This window comes from Nocardiopsis salina YIM 90010 (assembly GCF_000341025.1).
Classification (GTDB): Bacteria; Actinomycetota; Actinomycetes; order Streptosporangiales; family Streptosporangiaceae; genus Nocardiopsis; species Nocardiopsis salina.
Genome location: NZ_ANBF01000172.1, coordinates 15466 through 38343, shown reverse-complemented (window position 1 = coordinate 38343; position 22878 = coordinate 15466). Strand labels below are relative to the sequence as shown.

The 22878-nt window shown below is 69.2% G+C and carries 20 protein-coding genes; 4 read left to right on the top strand and 16 right to left on the bottom strand.

What is annotated here, in order from left to right; all coding sequences use genetic code 11:
• Nucleotides 1-7 precede the first annotated feature (7 nt).
• Nucleotides 8-157 (bottom strand): hypothetical protein, encoded by a 150-nt coding sequence (locus tag D474_RS32365; protein WP_161628694.1) that lies wholly within the window; start codon nucleotides 155-157, stop codon nucleotides 8-10.
• 238 nt (nucleotides 158-395) lie between these two features.
• Here D474_RS32365 and D474_RS0119555 point away from each other — a divergent pair, with 238 nt between their 5' ends.
• From D474_RS0119555 to fabI, 4 genes are all read left to right on the top strand, one after another.
• Nucleotides 396-1481, top strand: a complete 1086-nt coding sequence (locus tag D474_RS0119555; RefSeq protein WP_017615198.1) for an S-(hydroxymethyl)mycothiol dehydrogenase — start codon at nucleotides 396-398, stop codon at nucleotides 1479-1481.
• Nucleotides 1478-2098, top strand: a complete 621-nt coding sequence (locus D474_RS0119550) for an MBL fold metallo-hydrolase (protein ID WP_017615197.1) — start codon at nucleotides 1478-1480, stop codon at nucleotides 2096-2098. The genes D474_RS0119555 and D474_RS0119550 overlap by 4 nt, the downstream gene beginning before the upstream one ends.
• Nucleotides 2099-2360: 262 nt before the next feature.
• Nucleotides 2361-7844 carry an ATP-binding protein gene (locus D474_RS0119545; protein ID WP_017615196.1) on the top strand — a complete coding sequence of 1828 codons (5484 nt, stop codon included), beginning with the start codon at nucleotides 2361-2363 and terminating at the stop codon, nucleotides 7842-7844.
• Between the two features lie 325 nt (nucleotides 7845-8169).
• The gene (gene fabI, locus D474_RS0119540; protein ID WP_017615195.1) at nucleotides 8170-8943 is read left to right on the top strand and encodes an enoyl-ACP reductase FabI; all 774 of its coding nucleotides are present in this window, start codon (nucleotides 8170-8172) and stop codon (nucleotides 8941-8943) included.
• A 947-nt stretch (nucleotides 8944-9890) separates the two neighbouring features.
• On the opposite strand, the gene D474_RS0119535 is transcribed toward fabI, so the two are convergent.
• The 15 genes from D474_RS0119535 to prfA all read right to left on the bottom strand — a co-directional run bounded on the left by D474_RS0119535 (nucleotide 9891) and on the right by prfA (nucleotide 22786).
• Nucleotides 9891-10376, bottom strand: a complete 486-nt coding sequence (locus D474_RS0119535; protein WP_017615194.1) for a DUF2550 domain-containing protein — start codon at nucleotides 10374-10376, stop codon at nucleotides 9891-9893.
• Nucleotides 10377-10392: 16 nt separating this feature from the next.
• Nucleotides 10393-10782, bottom strand: coding sequence for a F0F1 ATP synthase subunit epsilon (locus tag D474_RS0119530; RefSeq protein WP_017615193.1), 390 nt, complete (start codon nucleotides 10780-10782; stop codon nucleotides 10393-10395).
• A gap of 127 nt (nucleotides 10783-10909) precedes the next feature.
• Complete coding sequence (atpD, locus tag D474_RS0119525) at nucleotides 10910-12358, bottom strand: F0F1 ATP synthase subunit beta (RefSeq protein ID WP_017615192.1); 1449 nt, start codon at nucleotides 12356-12358, stop codon at nucleotides 10910-10912.
• Between the two features lie 5 nt (nucleotides 12359-12363).
• Nucleotides 12364-13284 carry a F0F1 ATP synthase subunit gamma gene (locus D474_RS0119520; RefSeq protein WP_017615191.1) on the bottom strand — a complete coding sequence of 307 codons (921 nt, stop codon included), beginning with the start codon at nucleotides 13282-13284 and terminating at the stop codon, nucleotides 12364-12366.
• Nucleotides 13285-13287: 3 nt separating this feature from the next.
• Nucleotides 13288-14928 (bottom strand): F0F1 ATP synthase subunit alpha, encoded by a 1641-nt coding sequence (gene atpA / locus D474_RS0119515; protein WP_017615190.1) that lies wholly within the window; start codon nucleotides 14926-14928, stop codon nucleotides 13288-13290.
• Between the two features lie 73 nt (nucleotides 14929-15001).
• Nucleotides 15002-15823, bottom strand: a complete 822-nt coding sequence (locus D474_RS0119510) for a F0F1 ATP synthase subunit delta (RefSeq protein WP_017615189.1) — start codon at nucleotides 15821-15823, stop codon at nucleotides 15002-15004.
• Nucleotides 15823-16365, bottom strand: a complete 543-nt coding sequence (locus tag D474_RS0119505) for a F0F1 ATP synthase subunit B (protein ID WP_193374030.1) — start codon at nucleotides 16363-16365, stop codon at nucleotides 15823-15825. The genes D474_RS0119510 and D474_RS0119505 overlap by 1 nt, the downstream gene beginning before the upstream one ends.
• Before the next feature lie 55 nt (nucleotides 16366-16420).
• A complete protein-coding gene (gene atpE, locus D474_RS0119500; protein ID WP_017615187.1) occupies nucleotides 16421-16639 on the bottom strand; it encodes an ATP synthase F0 subunit C in 219 nt (72 codons plus the stop codon).
• Nucleotides 16640-16756: 117 nt separating this feature from the next.
• Nucleotides 16757-17608: a F0F1 ATP synthase subunit A gene (gene atpB / locus D474_RS0119495; protein WP_026118633.1), complete on the bottom strand. Its 852-nt coding sequence runs from the start codon at nucleotides 17606-17608 to the stop codon at nucleotides 16757-16759.
• A gap of 99 nt (nucleotides 17609-17707) precedes the next feature.
• A complete protein-coding gene (locus D474_RS0119490; protein ID WP_017615185.1) occupies nucleotides 17708-17938 on the bottom strand; it encodes an AtpZ/AtpI family protein in 231 nt (76 codons plus the stop codon).
• Between the two features lie 105 nt (nucleotides 17939-18043).
• The gene (locus D474_RS0119485; protein ID WP_017615184.1) at nucleotides 18044-18466 is read right to left on the bottom strand and encodes a hypothetical protein; all 423 of its coding nucleotides are present in this window, start codon (nucleotides 18464-18466) and stop codon (nucleotides 18044-18046) included.
• Between the two features lie 252 nt (nucleotides 18467-18718).
• A complete protein-coding gene (locus D474_RS0119480) occupies nucleotides 18719-19867 on the bottom strand; it encodes a glycosyltransferase family 4 protein (protein WP_017615183.1) in 1149 nt (382 codons plus the stop codon).
• A 135-nt stretch (nucleotides 19868-20002) separates the two neighbouring features.
• Nucleotides 20003-20836 carry an L-threonylcarbamoyladenylate synthase gene (locus D474_RS0119475; protein ID WP_017615182.1) on the bottom strand — a complete coding sequence of 278 codons (834 nt, stop codon included), beginning with the start codon at nucleotides 20834-20836 and terminating at the stop codon, nucleotides 20003-20005.
• A 22-nt stretch (nucleotides 20837-20858) separates the two neighbouring features.
• A complete protein-coding gene (gene prmC, locus D474_RS0119470) occupies nucleotides 20859-21722 on the bottom strand; it encodes a peptide chain release factor N(5)-glutamine methyltransferase (RefSeq protein ID WP_017615181.1) in 864 nt (287 codons plus the stop codon).
• Nucleotides 21719-22786, bottom strand: coding sequence for a peptide chain release factor 1 (gene prfA / locus D474_RS0119465; RefSeq protein ID WP_017615180.1), 1068 nt, complete (start codon nucleotides 22784-22786; stop codon nucleotides 21719-21721). Before prfA ends, prmC begins: the two co-directional genes overlap by 4 nt.
• Nucleotides 22787-22878: the final 92 nt, after the last annotated feature.

The window sequence follows — 22878 nt, the reverse complement described above, 5'->3', positions numbered from 1 at the left end:
CGTGCGGTCAGCGGGGCTCGAACGTGTGATCCGGGAACCCGTCGAAGGCATCCCGGCGGGCACGGTCGAGCTCATCGACCTGTTGCTCGACGGACAGGTACCCGGAGTGCTTGCGCGGTCGGTCGCCGCTTTCGAGGTTCCGAGCCGGATCACCCATCAGTGCTCCGCGTCCGAGGAAGCCGAGCCACAGGCGCCGGAATCGCGTGCGGGCCACCCCGCCCGGAAGGCAATCAACGCCGCATTGCACACGCCCTCCCTCGCGAACACCCGACGCCTCGGCACGTGGAACCGGATGGTCCACATGATGGACACACGTGAGCGGGGTGAGGCAGGGTGAGCCCGAGCGCGGTGCCCTCCGACACCGCCACCGGCCCCGAAGCTCAGGGAGTGTGCAGATGTCCCAACAGGTCCGAGGTGTGATCTCGCGCGCGAAGGGCGCACCGGTCGAACTGACCACCATCGTCATCCCCGACCCCGGCCCGGGCGAGGCGGTGGTCGACATCCGGGCGTGCGGGGTCTGCCACACCGACCTGCACTACAGGGAGGGCGGCATCAACGACGAGTACCCCTTCCTGCTCGGGCACGAGGCCGCGGGCGTGGTCGAGTCGGTCGGCGCGGGGGTCACACACGTGCGCCCGGGTGACTACGTGGTGCTCAACTGGCGCGCGGTGTGCGGGGAGTGTCGCGCGTGCAAGCGCGGGCGCCTGCAGTACTGCTTCGACACCCACAACGCCGAACGGAAGATGACGCTGGAGGACGGCACCGAACTCGAGCCCGCGCTCGGCATCGGGGCGTTCTCCGACAAGACCCTCGTGGCGGCCGGCCAGTGCACGAAGGTCGATCCGTCGGCCTCCCCCGCGGCGGCGGGGCTGTTGGGCTGCGGGATCATGGCGGGGATCGGCGCGGCCATCAACACCGGCGGGGTCGGCCGCGGCGATTCCGTGGCCGTCATCGGGTGCGGCGGCGTGGGCAGCGCGGCCGTGGCGGGTTCCCGGCTCGCGGGCGCCGAACGGATCATCGCGGTCGACCTCGAGGACCGCAAGCTCGACTGGGCCCGCGGTTTCGGCGCCACCCACACCGCCAACGCCCGCGAGAACGACCCTGTCGAGGCGATCCGCGAGCTCACCGGCGGTTTCGGCGCCGACGTGGTCATCGACGCCGTCGGCATCCCCCAGACCTACGAGCAGGCGTTCTACGCCCGGGACCTCGCGGGTACGGTCGTCCTGGTCGGAGTGCCCACCCCGGACATGCGCATCGAGCTCCCGCTGCTCGACGTGTTCGGCCGCGGCGGGGCACTGAAGTCGTCGTGGTACGGCGACTGCCTGCCCTCGCGCGACTTCCCGATGCTCGTCGACCTGTACACGCAGGGCAGGCTCGACCTGGACGGATTCGTCACCGAGGAGATCGGTCTCGGTGACGTCGAGGACGCCTTCGCCCGCATGGAGCGCGGCGATGTACTGCGATCGGTGGTGCGACTGTGAGCGACGCCCGAGTGGAACACCTGACGACGTCCGGGGTCTTCGCCCTGGACGGCGGTTCCTGGGACGTGGACAACAACGTGTGGCTCGTCGGCGACGACGACGAGGTCGTGGTCATCGACGCCCCGCACGACTCCGCCGCGATCATCGAGGCGGTCGGCGACCGCGAGATCCTCGCGGTGCTGTGCACCCACGGGCACAACGACCACGTCAACGCAGCGGTGGAACTGGGTGACAGGATGGCCGCCCCGGTCCTGCTGCACCCGGACGACCGTGTGCTGTGGGACATGACCCACCCCGACCGGGAGCCCGACGGCGAACTGGTCGACGGGGAGACCTTCGAGGTCGCCGGCACGGAACTGACCGTGATCCACACGCCCGGGCACGCGCCCGGCGCCGTGTGCCTGTACGCCCCGCAACTGGGCGTGCTGTTCAGCGGGGACACCCTGTTCGAGGGCGGCCCGGGTGCGACGGGCAAGTCGTACTCGGACCACCCGACGATCGTTGAGTCGATCCGCACCCGGTTGATGGGCCTGCCGCCGGAGACCGTCGTCAACACCGGCCACGGCCCGTCGACGACGATCGGCGCGGAGGACGCCAACGTGCCCGAGAAGGGCTGACGGCACCGGCCCCGGTGTCGAAGGTGCCGGGCCCGCCGTGCTCCACGGCGGGCCCCGTTTGTGGCAAACCTCGCGTTCTCGCAGGGGTGAGCGGCTCCCAGGGACCGGTCTTTGTGGAGTTCCCACAACACAGCCGAGCCGACATGGGCACTTCGGACGATTGGTACTACGCCTCGTGGTGCGCCAGAGTGGACAGCAGGTGAAGGCGGTGGCCCGGTCCCCGGGCACCGCCTTCTGTCTGTGTTCTTGGGAGGCTCAACCGGTGTTCAGTCGTGTCGCCATCGTCAACCGTGGTGAGGCCGCCATGCGGCTCATCCACGCCGTCCGGGACCTGGCCGCGGAGACGGGGAGGCAGATCAGCACGATCGCCCTCCACACCGACGCCGACCGTGACGCGACCTTCGTCCGTGAGGCCGACCTCGCTCACGACCTCGGCCCCGCCTCGGCTCGCCCCTACCTCGACCACGCCGCGCTGGAGCGCGCCCTCGTCGACACCGGCGCCGACGCCGCCTGGGTCGGATGGGGTTTCGTCGCCGAGGACCCGGCCTTCGCCGACCTGTGCGACAAACTCGGCGTGGCCTTCGTCGGGCCCAGCGCGGAGGCCATGCGCCGGCTCGGCGACAAGATCGGTGCGAAGCAGCTCGCCGAGGAGGTCGGTGTCCCGGTCGCCCCGTGGAGCGGCGGCGAGGTCGCCACCCTCGAGGACGCCCTCGCGGTGGGCGAGCGAATCGGCTACCCCCTCATGCTCAAGGCCACCGCGGGCGGCGGCGGGCGCGGGATCCGCAAGGTCTCCTCCGCCGACGAGCTCACCGAGGCCTACGAGCGCACCACGCAGGAGGCCCTGCGCTCCTTCGGTTCCGGCACGGTGTTCCTGGAACGTTTGGTCACCGGCGCCCGCCACGTCGAGGTGCAGGTCATCGCGGACGGCCAGGGCACCGCGTGGGCGCTGGGCGTGCGCGACTGCTCGGTGCAGCGCCGCAACCAGAAGATCATCGAGGAGTCCGCCTCCCCCGTCCTGTCCGCGGAGCAGGCCGCCGAGCTCAAGGCCTCCGCCGAGCGCCTTGCACTGGCGGTGGACTACCGGGGCGCCGGCACCGTCGAGTTCCTTTACCACCCCGGCGAGGAACTCTTCGCGTTCCTCGAGGTCAACACCCGCCTCCAGGTCGAGCACCCCATCACCGAGGCGACCACCGGTACCGACCTGGTGCGCCTGCAGCTGCACGTGGCCTCCGGCGGCAAGCTCGAGGGCGAGCAGCCCGCGGAGCTCGGCCACGCCGTCGAGGCCCGCCTCAACGCGGAGGACCCCGACCGCGACTTCGCCCCCGCCCCCGGCCGCATCGCGCGCCTGTCCCTGCCCGCCGGCCCCGGCGTGCGGGTCGACACCGGTGTGCGGGAGGGCGACTCCATCCCCGCCGACTTCGACTCCATGATCGCCAAGATCATCGCCTACGGCCGCGACCGCGACCAGGCGCTGGCCCGCCTGCGCCGTGCGATGGCCGGGACCACGGTGATCATCGAGGGCGGTGCCACGAACAAGAGCTTCGTGCTCGACCTCCTCGACCGCCCCGAGGTCATCGGCGCCAGTGCCGACACCGGGTGGATCGACCGGGTGCGCGCCGAGGGCGGCCTGGTCGCCCAGCAGCACTCCGCGACCGCCCTGGCCGTGGCGGCGATCGAGGCCTACCAGGACGACGAGGAGGTCAGCCGCGGCCAGCTGCTGTCCACGGCCCACGGCGGCCGTCCGCAGGTGCGCCACGAGCCGGGCCGCCCACTCGACCTCAAGCTGCGCGGCGCCACCTACAAGGTGAGCGTGGCCCGCCTGGGGCACGACCGGTTCCGGGTCGGGATCTCCGGCGGGGGCGCGGTGCAGACAGCCGAGGTCGCGCTCGAGCGCTTCGACACCCACAGCGGCCGGATCGTCGTCAACGGAACCCCGTTCCGTCTGGTCTCGGCCACACACGGCCCGGTCCACCTGGTCGAGGTGGACGGCGTCACCCACCGTGTGAGCCGTGACGAGGGCGGTGTGGTCCGCTCCCCCGCCCCGGCCCTGGTGGTTTCGGTACCTCTGTCGGTGGGCGACGAGGTCGAGGCCGACGCCCCGGTGCTCGTCCTGGAGAGCATGAAGATGGAGTCGGTGCTGCGCGCACCGTTCCGCGCCCGGGTCAAGGAGTGCCCGGTCACCGTGGGCAGCCAGGTCGAGACCGGCGCCCCGCTCATGCGCCTGGAGCCGCTGGCCGACGAGGGCTCGGGGGGCGCCGCGGAGGAGACAGAGGAGGTCGGGCTCGACCTTCCCGAGGCCCCCGTTCCGTCCACGCCCGCCGAGCGCGCCGAACTCCACCTGCGCGACCTGCGCGGCGCGGTGCTCGGCTTCGACGGCGACCCCGAAGAGCCCACGAAGGCGCTCCCGGAGTACCTGACCGCCCGCGAGGAGCTGGAGCCGCGTCCACCGGAGGGTGAACTGGACCTGCTCACCGCCTTCGCCGACCTGGCCGAGCTCACCCGCAACGAGCCGGCCGACGACGCGGGCGCCGGGGCCGACCAGGCGGTGCACAGCTCCCGTGAATACTTCCACGCCTACCTGCAGAGCCTGGACGTGGACCGCGCCGGGGTCTCCGAGGCCTTCCGCGGCAAGCTCGCCACGGCGCTGGCCCACTACGGCGTCACCGATCTGGACCGCACACCGCAGCTGGAGCGGGCCGTCTTCCGCATCTTCCTGGCCCAGCGCCGGATGACCACCCACGTCTCGGTCGTCACCGAACTCCTGCGCCGCTGGGCCGGGGACCTCCCGCCCGCGGAGGACCTCGGCGAGCGCGCAGGCCTGGTGCTGGAGCGCCTGGTCGAGGCCACGCAGGTGCGGTTCCCGACCGTCTCCGACCTGGCCCGGAGCGTGGTGTTCCGCTGGTACGCCCAGCCGATGCTGCGCCGCAACCGCGCCCAGGTGTACGCGACCGTACGCGGGGAACTGCGCCACCTCGACCAGAACCCGGACGCCCCCGACCGTGCCGACCGCATCCAGTCGATGGTGGCGTGCTCCGAGCCGCTGGTGCGGGTCCTGGGCCAGCGCATCGGGCGCCCGGGCCGCGACCACGGCCCGCTGCTGGAGGTGCTGACCCGCCGCTACTACGGCAACCGCGGGCTGTCCGAGGTCGCCGTGCAGGACTCCGAGGGCTGCCGGTTCGTCACCGCGCGCCACAGCGGCCCCGACGGCGACACGCAGGTGGTCACCACCGCGGCCGACATCTCCGCGCTGCCCGACGCGATCGCGGCCGTGGGCTCCTACGCCGGCACCTGTGGTGAAGGCGAGCTGGTGGCCGACCTGTACCTGCGGTGGGAGGACCAGCCCGGTCCCGACGCGATGGCCGAGGAGCTCGGGCGGTACCTGTCCGGCATCGGGCGTCCCGCGGGAGTGCACCGGGTGACCATCACCGTCGCCGGGACGGGGAACGCGGTCATGCACCACCACGTGACCTTCCGGCCCGAGGGCGAGGGCTTCGCCGAGGACCGTCTGATCCGCGGGCTGCACCCGCAGATCGCCCAGCGCCTGCAGCTGCAGCGGCTGCAGGAGTTCGACCTCACGCGCCTTCCGTCGGCCGACGAGGAGATCTACCTCTTCGAGGCCACCGCGCACGCCAACCCCGCCGACCAACGCCTGGTGGCCATGGGCCAGGTGCGCGACCTGACGCCGTTGCGCGAGTCGGACGGACGCCTGGTGGCGCTTCCGGCCGTGGAAGACACCCTCGCCGGCTGCCTCGACGGGATCCGCAACATCCAGGCGCGTCTGCCGAAGAACAAGCGGTACGCCACCAACCGGATCATGGTCTACGTCTGGCCCTCCACGGAGCTCGACCGCGAGGACCTGGACACCCTGGTGCAGCGCATTCTGCCCACGACCGAGGGCGCCGGGCTCGAGGAGGTCCAGTTCGTGGCCCGCCAGCGCGACGCGGCCGGCGACCTGCCCGAGGTCGCGGTGCGCATCACCCTGGACCCGGCACGCGGCCCGCAGCTGCACGTGGAGAAGCCGTCCCGGGAGCCGGTGCTGCCGCTGGACGACTACGGGCAGAAGGTGCGGCGCGCAGCCGCCCGCGGCACGACCTACCCGTACGAGCTGACCGGCCTGCTCACCGGACAGGAGGGCACGTTCACCGAGTACGACCTCGATGCCGACGGAACGCTGGCCCCGGTCGAACGTCCGGCCGGGCAGAACTCGGCTGCGCTGGTGGCCGGTGTGGTCACGACCCCGACCGAGCGCCACCCGCAGGGTGTGACGCGTGTGGTGCTGCTGGGCGACCCGACCAAGGCGTTGGGTGCACTGTCCGAACCGGAGTGCTCCCGCGTGATCGCCGCCATCGACCTCGCCGACCGCATGCAGGTTCCGGTGGAGTGGTTCGCGCTCTCGGCCGGCGCACGCATCTCCATGGACTCCGGCACGGAGAACATGGACTGGGTCGCGGCCGCCCTCAAGCGGATCGTCACTTTCACCCAGGCCGGCGGCGAGATCAACATCGTCGTCGCGGGGATCAACGTGGGCGCCCAGCCGTACTGGAACGCCGAGGCGACCATGCTCATGCACACCAAGGGCGTACTGGTCATGACCCCGGACTCGGCGATGGTGCTGACCGGAAAGCAGTCGCTGGACTTCTCCGGCGGTGTCTCGGCCGAGGACAACCACGGCATCGGCGGCCACGACCGTGTGATGGGCCCGAACGGGCAGGCGCAGTACTGGGCCCCGAACCTGGCGGCCGCGAGCGACGTGCTCATGGGCCACTACGACCACACGTACGTGGCGCCCGGCGAGAGCGCGCCAAGGCGGGCCGAGACCGGCGACCCCGTGCAGCGTGACGTGTCCGAGTTCCCGCACAAGGTCGAGGGCAGCGACTTCTCCACGGTCGGGGAGATCTTCTCGGCCGAGCACAACCCGGACCGCAAGAAGCCGTTCGACATCCGTACCGTCATGCGGGCGCTGTCCGACCAGGACCACCCGGTGCTGGAACGGTGGGCGAACATGGCCGACGCGGAGACCTCCGTGGTGCAGGACGCCCACGTCGGCGGGTGGCCCGTGTGCCTGGTGGGCATCGAGTCCAAGTCGGTGCAGCGGACCGGGTTCCCGCCCACGGACGGGCCCGACGCCTACACCGCGGGCACGCTCTTCCCCCGTTCCTCGAAGAAGACCGCGCGGGCGATCAACACCGCGTCCGGCAACCGGCCGCTGGTGGTGCTGGCGAACCTGTCGGGCTTCGACGGGTCGCCGGAGTCGATGCGCAAGCTGCAGCTGGAGTACGGCGCGGAGATCGGCCGGGCGATCGTCAACTTCGATGGCCCGATCGTCTTCTGTGTCGTGGGGCGCTACCACGGTGGCGCGTTCGTGGTCTTCTCCAAGGCGCTGAACGAGAACATGACGGTGCTGGCGGTCGATGGTTCCTTCGCCTCGGTGCTCGGTGGCGCACCCGCTGCGGCCGTGGTCTTCGCGGGCGAGGTGAAGAAGCGGACCGCGGCCGACCCGCGCGTCAGTGACCTGCAGGCGCGGGTGTCCGAGGCCGCAACCGCCGAGCGCGCCGAGCTGAACGCCGAACTCGCTGAGGTTCGGGCGTCGGTGCGCGCGGAGAAACTCGGCGAGGTCGCCGCTGAGTTCGACCGGGTGCACAGCATCCGACGTGCGGTCGACGTCGGATCGGTGGACGCGGTCATCAGCGCGGCCGAGATGCGTCCGCGGATCGTCGAGGCCATCGAACGCGGCCTGCAGCCCTGACCGCCAGCCCCGCATCGGGGCCCTGAGCTAGGGTCTGTTCGGTGGACGCCTTCCGTCGCGAGCGGCGCATCCAGTTGTGCTGTCACAAGGCCGAAGAAGCAGTCGGCCGGATGCGCCGTCGGCCGGTGAGAACGCTGTGAGAGTGCCGCTGGGGCGACGCACAGCAGGTGATCGGCGTTCGCCGGACAAGCCCGAGGTCCCGGTGCACCCGGGACGCCCCACGGACGCGTCCGGGCCCCGACAACCCGGCAGGGGCGTGGATCGACAGGGTCGGTCCGCGCCCGATTCCCCCGAGCCTGAACCGCCACACAGCAAGGAGTCCCACGTGAACCTCTTGATCACCGGTATCACCACGCAGTCGTCGATCGCCTACGCCATCGCCGAGCACGCGATGGAGCAGGGCCACGACGTGATCCTCACCAACCCGCCCGGGCGGCAGTTCTCGATCCTGGAGCGGGTCGCCAAGCGCCTGCCGAAGGAGCCGGTCGCCGTCCTGCCGATGGACGTGACCGACCCGGAGCAGATCACCGAGACCGCCGGGAAGGTCGCCTCGCGCTGGGACCACGTGGACGGGCTGCTGCACTCGATCGCCTACGCGCCCGGTGACGCGCTGGGCGGGAACTTCCTCAACACCGCGTGGGAGGACGTCGCGCAGGCGATCCACGTCTCCGGGTTCTCGCTCAAGGCGCTGGGTGTCGGGTTCCGGGAACTCATGGCCGCAGCCCCGAACGGTGCCGGTGTCGTCGCGCTGACCTTCGACGCGTCGGTGGCCTGGCCGGTCTACGACTGGATGGGCTCGGCCAAGGCGGTGCTGGAGAACTCGGCCAAGTACCTGGCACGCGATCTGGGGCCCGAGGGGATCCGCGTCAACACGATCAGCGCCGGCCCGATCAAGTCGCTGGCCGGGGGGTCGATCCCGGGCTTCGACCAGATCTCGGACCGCTGGGGCGAGTCGGCGCCGGTCGGCTGGGACACCAAGGACGCCTCGGTGGTCGCCGACCCCGCGCTGTTCCTGATGTCGCCGGGGGCGCGGGGGATCACCGGGACCACCCTGCACGTGGACGGCGGGTACAACGCCATGGGTTCGCCGGTCGCCTGACCCGGCCGAGGCCCCCGGGCCGTCCAGCGGCCTCGGCCCCGGCCAGCCCCGTCACGAGGCGCCCCGCCATTGCAGGTGGGGCGCCTTTCCTCTGCCCAGAGCCGGGGACCGGCCGAACGTGGGACGGGTTCTGCGGGACCAAGGGGGATGCCGAGCCCCGCAGAACCCCGGGGAGAAGAGACGGAACCTCCTCAGAGGTGTGTGCGGGGCCGGCAGGGGGCAGCCCCGCACACACCATGCACAGCCCGCCCGCGATCTGCTCAGCTCACGCGCAGGACTGCGGCGGCCGGAGCCGCAGCAGCAGCCGAACCGGGGAGTAGAGCCCGGCCGCAACACCTTCATCCTCGGCCCGACGCGTCCTGCCCCGCAGGCGATCAGCACCCAGTGGCCACGTCCGGACACCCCGTGTAAGCGCTGCAAGCGCAAGCGACACCTCTGGGGTCTGTTCGGTGGACGCCTTCCGTTGCTCCGGCCGGCAGGAGGGCGGACCCACCGAAGGAGGGCGGACCCACCGAAGGAGAGCGGGGCCTGCGGGCCCGAGTGAGGTCGGCCCCGCATGCCCCGGGAGGGGGCGGCCGGTGGGTGGCCCGTGGTGCGCGCGGGGCTCGAAGGGGGTTGCTCGGAGCCCCGCGCACGTTCTGAGAAGCGGCCGGAGCACCCGTCGGCGCTTGCGCTTCACCCTCATCATTGCGCATCCGAGGAAGCCGAGGCGGGTTGATCACCCCCGTGGCCGGATGCGGACACACAATGTAAGCGCCCGAGCCGCAACAGCCACAGGCCAACCTCGACACTTGCCACCCGGGCAGACGTTTTCCCTGTTCAGAAGGGCTGAAGCGCTCAACGCAGTGCGCGCACACAAAGCCGTCAGCGCTTACATCTCCGTGTGAGCGGCGGCAGAGCGGGAACCACCGGACGACCGGGGAACGGGGGAAGACTCCCCGAGGATCTCACGCCTCCCAGTGTGTCCCGGGGGGCATCGACTCCAACCACGAGAGGAACCCGGTCATCGCCATCTCGCCCATCGCGAGCTCGAAGGCGGCCTCCGTCGGGTCCTCACCCTCGGCGGTCAACCACCCGAGGCTGACCACGCTCGCATCGGCGGGCAGGCGGCCGCGGTCCTCGGGCGTGGGGGAACGCCGCCCCACAATGACAAGACCGCGGCGCGACAGCGTAGCTGTCGGCCGCGGTCTGAGCGAGAAGATCGGGAACCAGCCCAGGCTCTCCGAGCCGTACCGGCCGAAACCGATGCGCCAGGCGCCTCGGCGTCCCCGAGCTCCGGGTGCACGCAGATAACACTCGACCGCGCCGCCGCGCCGCTCGATCACCGAACGGCGCAACGCGCCGGCGAGGAGGACCACCGCCCCGACCAGGAGCACGGCCAGCAGCGTCCACTGCGCGGTCTCGAACCCGATCCCCGACAGCAGCCGCTCCATGACCACCCAGTCCGTTCTAGGCGACGTCCTCGCCGGCAGCACGCAGACGGCTGCGCGCACGGCCGAGAGCGACGTTGTCGCCCTTCTCGGTCGCGGTCGTCAGCGCCGTGCGTGCACGGTCCACATCGATGTCCTCGGCGAGCTCGGCGGTCTCGGCGAGTATGGACACCCGACCCTCACCCGATACCGAGACGAACCCGCTGTGGGCGGCGACCCGGACCTCACCGGTCTCGCGCGCACCCAGTACGCGAACGACGGCGTCGTGGGCCAGGACCGAGAGCACCGGGACGTGCCCGGGCTGAAGGCCGATCTCACCCTCGACGGTCTTCGCGATGACCATGTCGCCCTCGCCGGCCCAAACCTCGTGCTCGGGCGAGACGATCTCGACGAAAAGCTTCTTCGACACTGCCACAAACTCCTCGGCTAGCGGGTGGGTTCGGCCGGACCGGCCCCGACTCGTGTCCTTCGGGGCGGCCCGGCCCGACTATCCCGCCCGACGCCCACCCCTCCGGGGACGGACGCATGGCGCGGTTCTAGCCTTCCTGCAGCTTCTTGGCCTTCTCGACGACCATCTCGATGTTGCCGGCGTCGAGGAAGGCCTGCTCGGGCAGGTGGTCGTACTCGCCGTCGCAAACCGCCTTGAAGGAGGAGATCGTCTCCTCCAGCGGCACGAACACACCCGGGTTGCCGGTGAACTTCTCGGCGACGAACATGTTCTGCGAGAGGAAGCGCTCCAAGCGGCGGGCCCGGTTCACGACGACCTTGTCCTCCTCGGACAGCTCGTCCATACCGAGGATCGCGATCTGGTCCTGCAGGTCGTTGTTGCGCTGCAGGATCTCCTTGACGCGCTGGGCGACGTCGTAGTGCTCCTGGCCCACGTACTGCGGGTCGAGGATGCGCGAGGACGAGGCCAGCGGGTCCACCGCCGGGTAGATACCCTTCTGCGAGATCGGGCGGGAGAGCTCCGTCGTCGCGTCCAGGTGGGCGAACGTGGTCGCCGGCGCCGGGTCGGTGTAGTCGTCCGCGGGCACGTAGATCGCCTGCATCGAGGTGATCGAGTTACCACGCGTCGAGGTGATGCGCTCCTGCAGCTGACCCATCTCGTCAGCCAGGTTGGGCTGGTAACCCACGGCCGAGGGCATACGGCCCAGCAGCGTGGAGACCTCCATACCCGCCTGGGTGAAGCGGAAGATGTTGTCGATGAACAGCAGCACGTCCTGGTTCTGGACGTCGCGGAAGTACTCCGCCATCGTCAGAGCCGAGAGCGCGACGCGCAGACGGGTGCCCGGGGGCTCGTCCATCTGGCCGAAGACGAGCGCGGTGTCCGGCAGGACCCCCATCTCGTCCATCTCCAGGAAGAGGTCCGTACCCTCACGGGTGCGCTCACCGACACCGGCGAACACGGACACACCACCGAAGTTGCGGGCGATACGGGTGATCATCTCCTGGATGAGCACCGTCTTGCCCACACCGGCGCCACCGAACAGACCGATCTTCCCACCACGCACGTACGGCGTGAGCAGGTCGATGACCTTGATACCGGTGACCAGCATCTCGGTCTTGGACTCGAGCTGGTCGAAGGCCGGGGCCTTGCGGTGGATGGGCCACCGCTCGGTGACCTGGAGCTCGGAGCTGGGCACGTCCATGGACTCGCCCAGCGTGTTGAACACGTGGCCCTTGACGCCGTCGCCGACGGGCACGCTGATGGGCGCGCCGGTGTCGCGCACCTCGGCTCCGCGGACCAGACCGTCCTGCGGGGCCAGGGAGATGGCCCGCACGAGGTTGTCACCCAGGTGCTGTGCGACCTCGAGGGTGATGGTCTTGGTCTCGCCGCCGAGAGTCACGTCGACGTGCAGGGCATTGTAGATCTCGGGGATGGAGCCCACGGGGAACTCCACGTCGAGCACCGGGCCGGTGACCCGGGCGATGCGGCCGGTGGCGGTGGCGCCGGCGTCGGCCGTCCCTTCAACTGTCGCAGTCACTTTTGTTACTCACTTCCGGCGCTGGCACCAGAGAGGGCGTCGGCGCCGCCGACAATCTCACTGATCTCGTTGGTGATCTCGGCCTGACGCGCCTGGTTGGCCAGGCGGGTCAGTTTCTTGGCGAGCTCATCGGCGTTGTCCGTGGCGGCCTTCATGGCCGCACGGCGCGACGCCTGCTGCGAGGCTGCCGACTCCAGGAGGGAGAAGTAGATCCGGTTGGTCACGTACTGCGGGAGCAGCTGGTCCAGGACCTCCTCCGCGGAGGGCTCGAACTCGTACAGCGGCAGTGCCTGACCACCGCTCTGCTCCTGCAGTTCCTCCTCGTCGACCTCTTCGACCTCCAGCGGGAGCGCACGCACCGAACGCGCCGTCTGGGTCAGCATCGAGACGAACTCGGTGGAGACCACGTGGATCTCGTCCACGCCACCCTCGTCGGTGTCCTGGGAGAACCTCTCCATGAGGGTGGACCCGATCTCCTGGGCATGCGCGTAGGTCGGGTTCTCGGTGATGCCCTCCCACTGCTCCTCGAGCGGACGCTCGCGGAACTTGTAGAAGGCCACACCCTTGCGGCCCACCATGTAGGTGAGGACCTCCTTGCCCTGCTCCTGGAGGAGCTGGGTCAAGGACTCGGCCTCCTTCATGATGTTGGCCGAGAAAGCTCCGGCCAGACCCTTGTCGCTGGAGACGACCAGGACAGCGGCGCGCTTGGGGTTCTCGGCCTCGCTCAGCAACGGGTGGTCCCCCACCCGGCTGGCCAGCGCCGAGACCGCACGCGTGATCTCCCGGGCATACGGGCCGGCAGCCTCAGCCGCGCGCTGCGCCTTGGTGATGCGGGTCGCGGCGATGAGCTCCATCGCACGGGTGATCTTGGCGGTCGACTTGGTCGACTTGATCCTCCGGCGATAGATGCGAAGCTGTGCACCCATGGGTTACTTCCCGCCCTTGGCGACCTTGATGGTCTCCTGGCCGACCTTCTCCTGCTCGAGAGCCTCGGGCTCCTCCTCCTGGCCGAGCAGGGTGCCGGCGGAGGTCTGGAAGCCCTGCTTGAACTTCTCGATCGCGCTCTCGAGGGAGCTGCGGGTCTCGTCCTCGAACTTGCCGCTCTCGCGGATGTTGTCGAGGATGCCCTTGTGCTCGCGCTCGAGGTAGGAGAGGAAGTCGTCCTCGAAGCGTCGCACGTCCTCGGTGGGGACGTCGTCCACGTGACCGGAGGTACCGGCCCAGGTGGACACAACGGTCTTCTCCATCGCGAAGGGCGAGTACTGCCCCTGCTTGAGGAGCTCCATCATGCGCTCACCGCGGGCGAGCTGCTGCTTGGAGACCGCGTCCAGATCGGAACCGAAGGCCGAGAACGCCTCGAGCTCACGGTACTGGGCCAGGCTCAGACGCAGGGTACCGGAGACCTTCTTGGTCGCCTTGGTCTGCGCGGAACCACCCACACGGGAGACCGAGATACCGACGTCGATCGCCGGGCGCTGGCCCTGGTTGAACATGTCCGAGTCCAGGAAGACCTGGCCGTCGGTGATGGAGATGACGTTGGTCGGGATGTAGGCCGACACGTCACCCGCCTTCGTCTCGATGATCGGCAGGGCCGTCATCGAGCCGCCGCCCATCTCGTCGGAGAGCTTGGCGCAGCGCTCCAGGAGACGGGAGTGCAGGTAGAAGACGTCACCGGGGTAGGCCTCACGGCCCGGCGGGCGGCGCAGCAGCAGCGATACCGCACGGTAGGCCTCCGCCTGCTTGCTCAGATCGTCGAAGACGACGAGCACGTGCTTGCCCTGGTACATCCAGTGCTGGCCCAGCGCCGAACCGGTGAAGGGCGACAAGTACTTGAAACCGGCGGGGTCGGACGCCGGGGCGGCGACGATGGTCGTGTAGTCCATCGCACCGGCCTCCTCGAGGGCACCTCGCACCGAAGCGATGGTCGTGCCCTTCTGGCCGACGGCGACGTAGATGCAGTGCACCTGCTTGTCGGGGTCGCCGGACTCCCAGTTGGCCTTCTGGTTGATGATCGCGTCGATACCGACCGCGGTCTTACCGGTCTGCCGGTCACCGATGAGCAGCTGGCGCTGGCCACGACCGATCGGGGTCATGGTGTCGATCGCCTTGATACCGGTCTGGAGGGGCTCCTCGACCGGCTGGCGCTGCATCACCGTGGCGGCCTGGACCTCCAGGTCACGGCGCTCGGTGCTCTCGATCTCGCCCTTGCCGTCGATGGGCTGACCCAGGGGGTCGACCACACGGCCGAGGAAGTTGTCGCCGACCGGGACAGAGAGGACCTGGCCGGTGCGGCGCACCTGCTGGCCCTCCTCGATGCCGGTGAAGTCACCCAGCACCACGACACCGATCTCGCCGATCTCGAGGTTCTGGGCCATACCCAGGGTGCCGTCCTCGAACTGCAGCAGCTCGTTCGCCATCGCCGAGGGAAGGCCACCGACGCGGGCGATGCCGTCACCGGAGTAAGTGACGGTACCGACCTCTTCCGCGCGGGTGGCATCAGGCTCGTACGACTGGACGAAGCGCTGTAGCGCGTCCCGGATCTCATCCGGTCGGATCGTCAGCTCCGCCATCTCTACGTTGTCCTTGCTCTCAAATGGCGCCGGGCCGGCGCCGTGCGTGCTTGCCTTGCGTTGTTCGCGTGTGTCAGCCGGCCAGACGGCGCTGGACCTCAGCGATGCGCCCGGCGATGGTGCCGTCGATGACCTCGTCACCCACGCGGACGGACAGACCGCCCACGATCGAGGGGTCGACCTCGGTGTTGAGGTGGATGGCACGGTCGTACTTGCTGCTCAGGAGGGTCCTGAGCCGCTCCAGTTGCGCTTCGCTCAGCGGGTGGGCGCTGCGCACCACAGCGATGTAACGCTGGGCACGCTCGGCGACCACCTGACCGAGGTGCTCGAGCGCCTGTTCCAGGGTACGTCCCCGCGGACGGGTGACCGCTTCGGTGACCAGAGCCAGCGTCGCGGAGTTGACCTTGCCCGAGAGCAGGTTCTCGATGAGGGAGTGAAGGTGCGAGTCCTCCACACCCTCCCGGGTCAGGGCGGAGCGCAGGTCGGGCTCGGAGACGACGATCCGCTGGAAACGGAACAGTTCGTCCTCGAGCTCGTCCAAGCGCGTGCCCTCGACCGATGTGACGGTCGCGTAGACCGCCAGGCGCTCCAGGGCGTTGGTCATGTCACGCGCACCGGACCAGGGCTGGGAGACGACGTCGTTGGCCACGATGACCGTGGACGGCGACACCTTGCCCTCGAGGACCTGACCGATCAGACCGGTCTTGGCCTCGACGGGGTTGGCCTGGTCGGCCAGCCACCGGCGGAGCGAGTGCTCGCGGTCGAGGAGACCCACGACCTCGAAGAGCTCGCTCCCGAGTGAGACCGCGTGCTTGGCGGCGTCCGCCGACGCCAGGACATTGTCGTCCAGGCGCCGGGTCGCCTCAGCCAGGGAGTTTCGGCTGATCCCACGCATCAGCGCACCTCGGCTTGCTCGGTGCTCTCGCTCTGCTCCAGCTCCTCGAGGAACCGGTCGACCACGCGGTTCTGCGCGGCGCTGTCACTGAGGGTCTCACCGACGATGCGGCCGGCGAGCTCGGTGGACAGCGAACCGATCTCACCACGGAGCTGGACGAAGGCCTGCTGGCGGTCCGCCTCGATCTGGGCCTGCGCGGCCTCGACGATGCGGCGGGCCTCCACCTGGGCCTCCTCGCGGGCCTCGGCGATGATCGCCGCACGCTGTTCCTTGGCCTTCTCGAGCTCCTGTGCGTACTCGCGGTGGGCCTCTTCGAGCTTCTCGCGGTACTGCTGTCGGATCTCCTCGGCCTCGGTCTCGGCGCGCTGGGCCCGCTCGATGCCGCCCTCGATGGCGTCGTGACGCTCGTCGAGGACCTTCATGACCTTGGGTACTGCCTTACGGGCCACAAAGAAGTAGACCACGGCGAGCGCGATCAGACCGAAGGCAAATTTCACCCAGTCGATCCGCAGAATGTTCTCTTCGGCTGCCAACTCCACCAACATGGTCAGCCCTCCTTCGCGTCAGTTGCCATCAAGAACGGTTGGCAGAAAGCGATCAGATGGCGAACGCGAGGACGAAGCCCAGAATGGCCAGGGCCTCGATGAGCGCGAAGCCCAGGAAGATGTTGGTCTGCAGCGGCCCCCGGACCTCGGGCTGGCGGGCGATGGCCTGCATACCCATACCGAAGACGATACCGAGACCGATACCGGCACCGATGACGCTGATGCCGTAGCCGATGGTGTTGATGCTGCCCTCGATGGCGGCGATGTCCATAAGTGTTTCCCTTTACTCGACGTCCGGCGTCGCGATTGGCGATTGGTCAGTGCGCCGGGTGTGGACGGGGGTCAAAAGCACCTTTGTACTGGTCTCTGGGACCGGCACGCAGGGGTTCTAGTGGGCGGCTTCGAGAGACTGGTTGATGTACAGGCTCGCCAGCAGCGTGAAGATGAACGCCTGGATGAGCATGATCGCCAGCTCGAAGACGAAAAAGGCGATGTAGCCGAGCGCCGCTGCGCCGGAGAACAGCACCGAGAGCGCGGCCAGGGCCGGCTCGGCACCGATGCTCAGCATGTACCAGCCGCCGTAGGCGAACACGGCCAGCAGCAGGCTGCCCGCGAACATGGTCGCGAACAGACGCAGAGCGTGCGTCAGCGGGCGGATCACGAAGACCGAGAGGGTCTCGATCGGGGTGACCAGCACGTAGATCGGCTTGGGCATCCCGGGCGGGAAGATCTGGTTCTTGATGTATCCCCACCCCCCTTGCCGACGCATGCCGATGATCAGCGTGAGGGCGAAGATGAACAGGGCGAACATCGCCGGGAACGAGAGGTCGCTGTTGACCGGCAACATGCCCGGGATCAGACCAGAGACGTTCATGAAGAGGATGAACGTGAAGATCGCCGTCATCAGCGGGATGAACTTGTCACCCTTGGCGCCCATGGTCGGGCGGGTGATCTGGTCCCGGATGAACAGGACGAACATCTCGCCAACGCCCTGCCTGCGCCCGGGGACGAGGCTCAGCTTCTTGCTGAACCACGACCACAGGAGCAGGGATGCGCCGAGAGCGACGAGCAGCAGAACCAGGTACAGGTCGATGCCGTCGCTGCCGGGGATGCCGCCGATCCAAGGTTCGGGGAAGAACATCCCGGTGCCGGGAGCTTCGAACCCACAGCCCGCCTCTCCTTGAGCAGGGAAGAGGTGGCAACCCGGTTCGGCCGCGAGAATGCGCGCGTCAGCACTCACGGCGAATCCTTTCGTCGTGACGCAAGAAAGCCTCTTGGATGGTTGTGGAGGAGGTCGCCCACACCCGAGCGGGTGTCGGACTCACTCCGGCGGGAGAGTTCAGGCCTGGCGGGACTTGGCGACGATCAGATAGACCGAGCCGACCAGGCCGAGCACCGCCCCTATGGGCAGGAAGAGTGCATCGAAGCCCAAGAGCCAGTCCGCGGTCCAGCCGATGCCGGTCCACACGAGCACACCCGCGAGCAGAGTGGAGAAGATGCCCCAGCCATCGGCTTGGCGCGGCGCTCGCGCGTCGCGTTTCTCCGTGCCCTCGACTGGTTCGCTGCTCATCTCGCTCCGGAATATAGCATGTGGCACCGGGCTGGAACGGGGCCGCCCGCCTGCCGTCGACCAGGGTAGTACGCCCCTCGTTCCGGGCCTGTTCGGGGCCGCCCATCACGTGCCCCCCGAGGTCTCGTCGGGGTCCACGTGCAGGATCTTGGCCTTGGAGATCGCTCGGACCTGCCCGCCCAGCCAGACCAGCACGCAGGCCAGTGCCGAGTAGACGAAGGCCTGGTCGTCCAGGCCGGCCATGAGAGGGCTCTGGCCGAGGGTGACCAACAGGATGCCCAGAACAGCCATCTTGACGACGAATCCGAGCAGATTGGCCGCCAAGAACAGATCCTTGTTCCAGCGGGACACCGCGATCACGGCCCACTGCCCGAGTCCGAAGCAGCCCAGCACGACCGCGGCCCCGAGGAGCGCGCTGAGCGCCCCGGGGACACCGCCGAGCAGCGCCGCCACACCGATGGCCAGAACCCCGCACACCACGCTGGGAAGTGCGGCGCCGCGGAAGATCGCGACGTCGTGTTCCTGCATGACAAAGCTCCGTCGGGGTTCTGTGGGATACCTGCTCGTGAAAGCTATCACAAGGTTTCGGCACCCGAATCCGGGGGTGCCTTAACGCGACCTTAACGGCCTTCGAAACCCCACTTCGACGACGCTTCCGGGGTACGTGTCATCTTCGCCACATCCGACCCGACCAGGACACCCCTGGTCAGAGGAGGGTCACCGGCGGACTGCGGTCGCCCACGAGCCCGAGGCAGGCCCCGATCGAGAGCGAGGGACCGGTCAATCGTGACCGGAACGAGTCTTAACGCGTCCTATACGCTCCCACGACAGCAGTCCACGACGGCGCAGCCGGGGCAGCACGATGAGACCGACAGCACAGACGGCGACCAGTGCCGTGACGGTCAGGACGATGAACGGGGTGTCGAAGACCGACAGCGACACCGCGGCGAAGGCGACGATCCCCGCCCACAGGTACATCAGGAGCACCGCACGCACGTGGCTGTGCCCCATGTCCAGGAGCCTGTGGTGAAGGTGTCCGCGGTCGGGGGCGAACGGTGACTTGCCCGCCAGGGTCCGGCGCAGCACGGCCAGCACGAGGTCGGCCAGCGGCAGCGCGATGACCAACAGCGGCAGGAGGATCGGCAGGAACACCACCAGGCCGGAGTTGAACTCCTCCCGTGCGGTGTTGGCGTCGAACTGGCCGGTGACGTTGATCGTGATGGAGGTCAGCAACAGGCCCAGCAGCATCGACCCGGTGTCGCCCATGAAGATCTTGGCCGGGTGGAAATTGTGGAACAGGAAGCCCAGACACGTGCCGGCCAGGATGATCGCGATCATCGCCGGGTACGACTGGCGCTCGAAGCCCTGCTCCACCGCGATCACGTAGTAGTAGGCGAAGAAGGCCAGCGCCGAGATGCCGACGATCCCCGCGGCGAGGCCGTCGAGGCCGTCGGCGAAGTTGACCGCGTTGATGGTGACCACGATCAGCAGAACCGAGATCATCGCCCCGAGCCAGGGCCCGAGCGACAGCTGTGTGCCCGGCAGAGGCAGCCACAGGAGCTGGACACCGTGCGCCACGAGGATGCCCGCCGCGGCGGTCTGCCCGGCGAGCTTGCTGATCGCGTCCATTCCCCAGCGGTCGTCGATGATCCCGATGAGGGTGATGAGGCCGCCGGCCAGCAGTAGACCCCACCAGGTGTCGGCTACGAAGACGTTCTGCAGGTGCGGGAGTTGGGCGGAGATCAGCAGCGCCGCCGCGAAACCGCCGTAGATGGCGATCCCACCCATGCGGGGGATGGGCTCCTTGTGCACGTCGCGGTCGCGCACCGGGGGTGTGGCCCCGATGGCGATCGCGAACTTGCGCACCAGCGGAACCAGTAGGTAGGTCACCGCGGCAGCGATGACGAACGTGAGTGCGTACTCGCGCACGTCCGTCCCCTCCAGGCTCTGTTACTCGGGCTTCGCGGTCGGGTTCGTGGCCCGGAAGGCCGCACCGGACGCGCCGGACATCCGGACGACTTCCCCCGTACCGGCGACAGGAGGCCGACCCTGACCCTCGGAGCGTTACTCGGGGGTTTTCTCCGAGGTGTTCTCTGCAGCGGGATCCTTCCCCTCGGTAGTGTTCCCGGGCTTGTCCCCGGTCTCACCCGACGCGGTCCCGGCGGGGGTCTCGGAACCCTCCGAGCCCTCCGTGCTCTCCGCGCCTTCCGTGCTCTCCTCGTCCGGGGCTCCGGCACGCTTCTTGGGCTTGCGCAGCTCGCCGATGACGGTGCCGCACACCGCGCGCAGCTGCTCGATGGAGATCGCACCCGTGCGCAGCACCCGCGGCACCGCGTAGGTCAGGTCGACGATCGTCGAAGGCACCGGGGAGTCGGTCGGTCCGCCTTCGAGGTATACCGCGACTTCGCCACCGAGCTGCTCGTTGGCCTCCTCCGCCGTCGTGGCAGCGGGCTGCCCCGACTTGTTGGCGCTGCTGACCGCCATCGGCCCGGTCTCCTTGAGCAGCTCCAACGCGACCGGGTCCATGGGCATGCGTACCGCAACGGTGCCCTTGGTGTCACCCAGGTCCCACGACAGGCTCGGGGTGGCCGTGCACACGAGCGTGAGCGGGCCCGGCCAGAACTCCTCCATGAGGTCGCGACCGTGGTTGCCCATGTCGTCGACCAGCGCGGTTGCCGCACGCATGGAACCCACCAGGACCGGCGGGGGCATGTCGCGTCCGCGCCCCTTGGCCTCCAGCAGCCGTGCCACCGCGGCGGGGTTGAAGGCGTCGGTGCCGATGCCGTACACCGTGTCGGTCGGCAGCACCACCAGATCGCCCCGGCGCACCACCGAAGCGGCGTCGGTGACCCCGTCCTTGCGGGCGGTGTCGTCCGCACAGTCGTAGATGCGGCTCACCTGTCGTTCACCTCTTCAAGACTCAGCTGTCTGCGTCGGCCCGGCGCATGACCACGAACCGGTCCCGCCTGGCCATGTCCTTGCGGTTGAGCACGTCGCGCCAGCCCTGGTCCTCGGGGAAGAACCACGGGATCTCGATCCCCTGGCCGTCGTGGTGCTCGACCGCCATCGCGCCGCCCGGGCGCAGCAGCCGCCGACCGACCTTCTCCAGGTCGCGGATCATGTCGAGGCCGTCCTCACCCGACCACAGGGACGGGGAAGGATCGTAGTCGCGGACCTCGGGTGGTATGGCGCCGGACTCCCGGGTGGGGACGTACGGGGGGTTGCTGATGAGCAGGTCGACACGCTCGTCCAGCTCCGGCAGCGCGGTGCGCATGTCGTCCAGGTGCGCGGTCACGCGGTCGGCGTGGCCGGTCTCGTCGATGTTGATCCCGGCCCACTTCAGGGCCTCGGGGTCGATCTCGACGGTGTGCACCCGCGAGCGGGGGACCTCCTGCGCGATGGAGATGGCGATGGCGCCGGAACCGGTGCCCAGGTCGACCACGAGCGGGTCGGCGACGTCCATCGAACGCAGGGTCTCGATCGCCCAGTCGACCATGATCTCGGTCTCCGGGCGCGGAACGAACACCCCGGGCCCCACCCTCAGCTGGAGGTAGCGGAAGAAGGCGTGCCCGGTGATGTGCTGCAGGGGCTCGCGGGCCTCGCGCCGGGCCACGCACTCCCAGTACCGGGCATCGAAATCGGAGTCGGCGACAGCGTGCAGCTCTCCTCGACGAACGCCGTGCACGAACGCCGCGAGTTCCTCGGCGTCGGTGCGTGGCGAACCCACGCCCGCTTCCGCGAGCCTCAGTGTCGCGCGGGCGACCTCGTCGAGCAGGAAGTTCATGACTGGGCGGCTTCGAGCCTCTCCTTGGTGTCGGCGTCCACCAACGCGCGGATGACCCCGTCCAGTTCGCCGTCGAGGACCTGGTCGAGGTTGTAGGCCTTGTAACCGACCCGGTGGTCGGAGATGCGGTTCTCCGGGAAATTGTAGGTGCGCACCCGCTCCGAGCGGTCCACGGTACGGACCTGGCTCGCGCGCTCGGCGGCGGCCTCGGCATCCTTGCTGGCCTGGGCCTCGGCGTAGATGCGGGCCCGCAGGATGCGCATGGCCTGATCCTTGTTCTGGAGCTGGCTCTTCTCGTTCTGGCAGGAGGCCACGATGCCGGTGGGCAGGTGGGTGATGCGCACGGCCGAGTCGGTGGTGTTGACGCTCTGGCCGCCGGGCCCGGAGGAACGGTAGACGTCGATGCGCAGGTCGTTGTCGTGGATCTCGACCTCGATCTCCTCGGCCTCGGGCACCACGAGCACCCCCGCGGCGGAGGTGTGGATGCGCCCCTGGGACTCGGTCACCGGCACACGCTGGACTCGGTGCACGCCGCCCTCGAACTTGAACACGGGCCAGACCCCGGTCCCGGGTTCGGGGTTGCCCTTGTTCTTGAAGGCGATGGTGATGTCCTTGTAGCCGCCCAGGTCGGAGTGGGTGGCGTCGATGACCTCGGTCTTGAAACCGAGGCGCTCGGCGTAGCGCAGGTACATGCGCACGAGGTCGCCGGCGAACAGGGCGGACTCCTCGCCACCCTCTCCGGCCTTGACCTCCATGATGAGGTTCTTCTCGTCGGCGGGGTCGCGCGGGATCAGCAACACACGCAGGCGTTCGGTGAGTTCGTCGGCCTCCTTGGAGAGGCGGTCGGCCTCCTCGGCGAAGGCGGGGTCCTCGGACGCGAGTTCACGCGCGGCCCCGATGTCGCTCTCGACCTGCTTGAGCTGGCGGTAGGTCTGGATGATGGGGGTGAGCTGCGAGTACCGCTTGCCGAGCGTGCGCGCCTTCTTCTGGTCGGCGTGCACCTCGGGATCGGCGAGCTGCTGCTCCAGCTCGTAGTACTCCCCCAGAAGATCGTCCAGCTTCACTGTGCCACGTTCCCGTCCTGTATCGCTTGCCTCGCCTGGTCGTGTGTCACCCCGCCGCGTGGGCGGGGTGCACCGGCGGCGCCTCCCCGGCG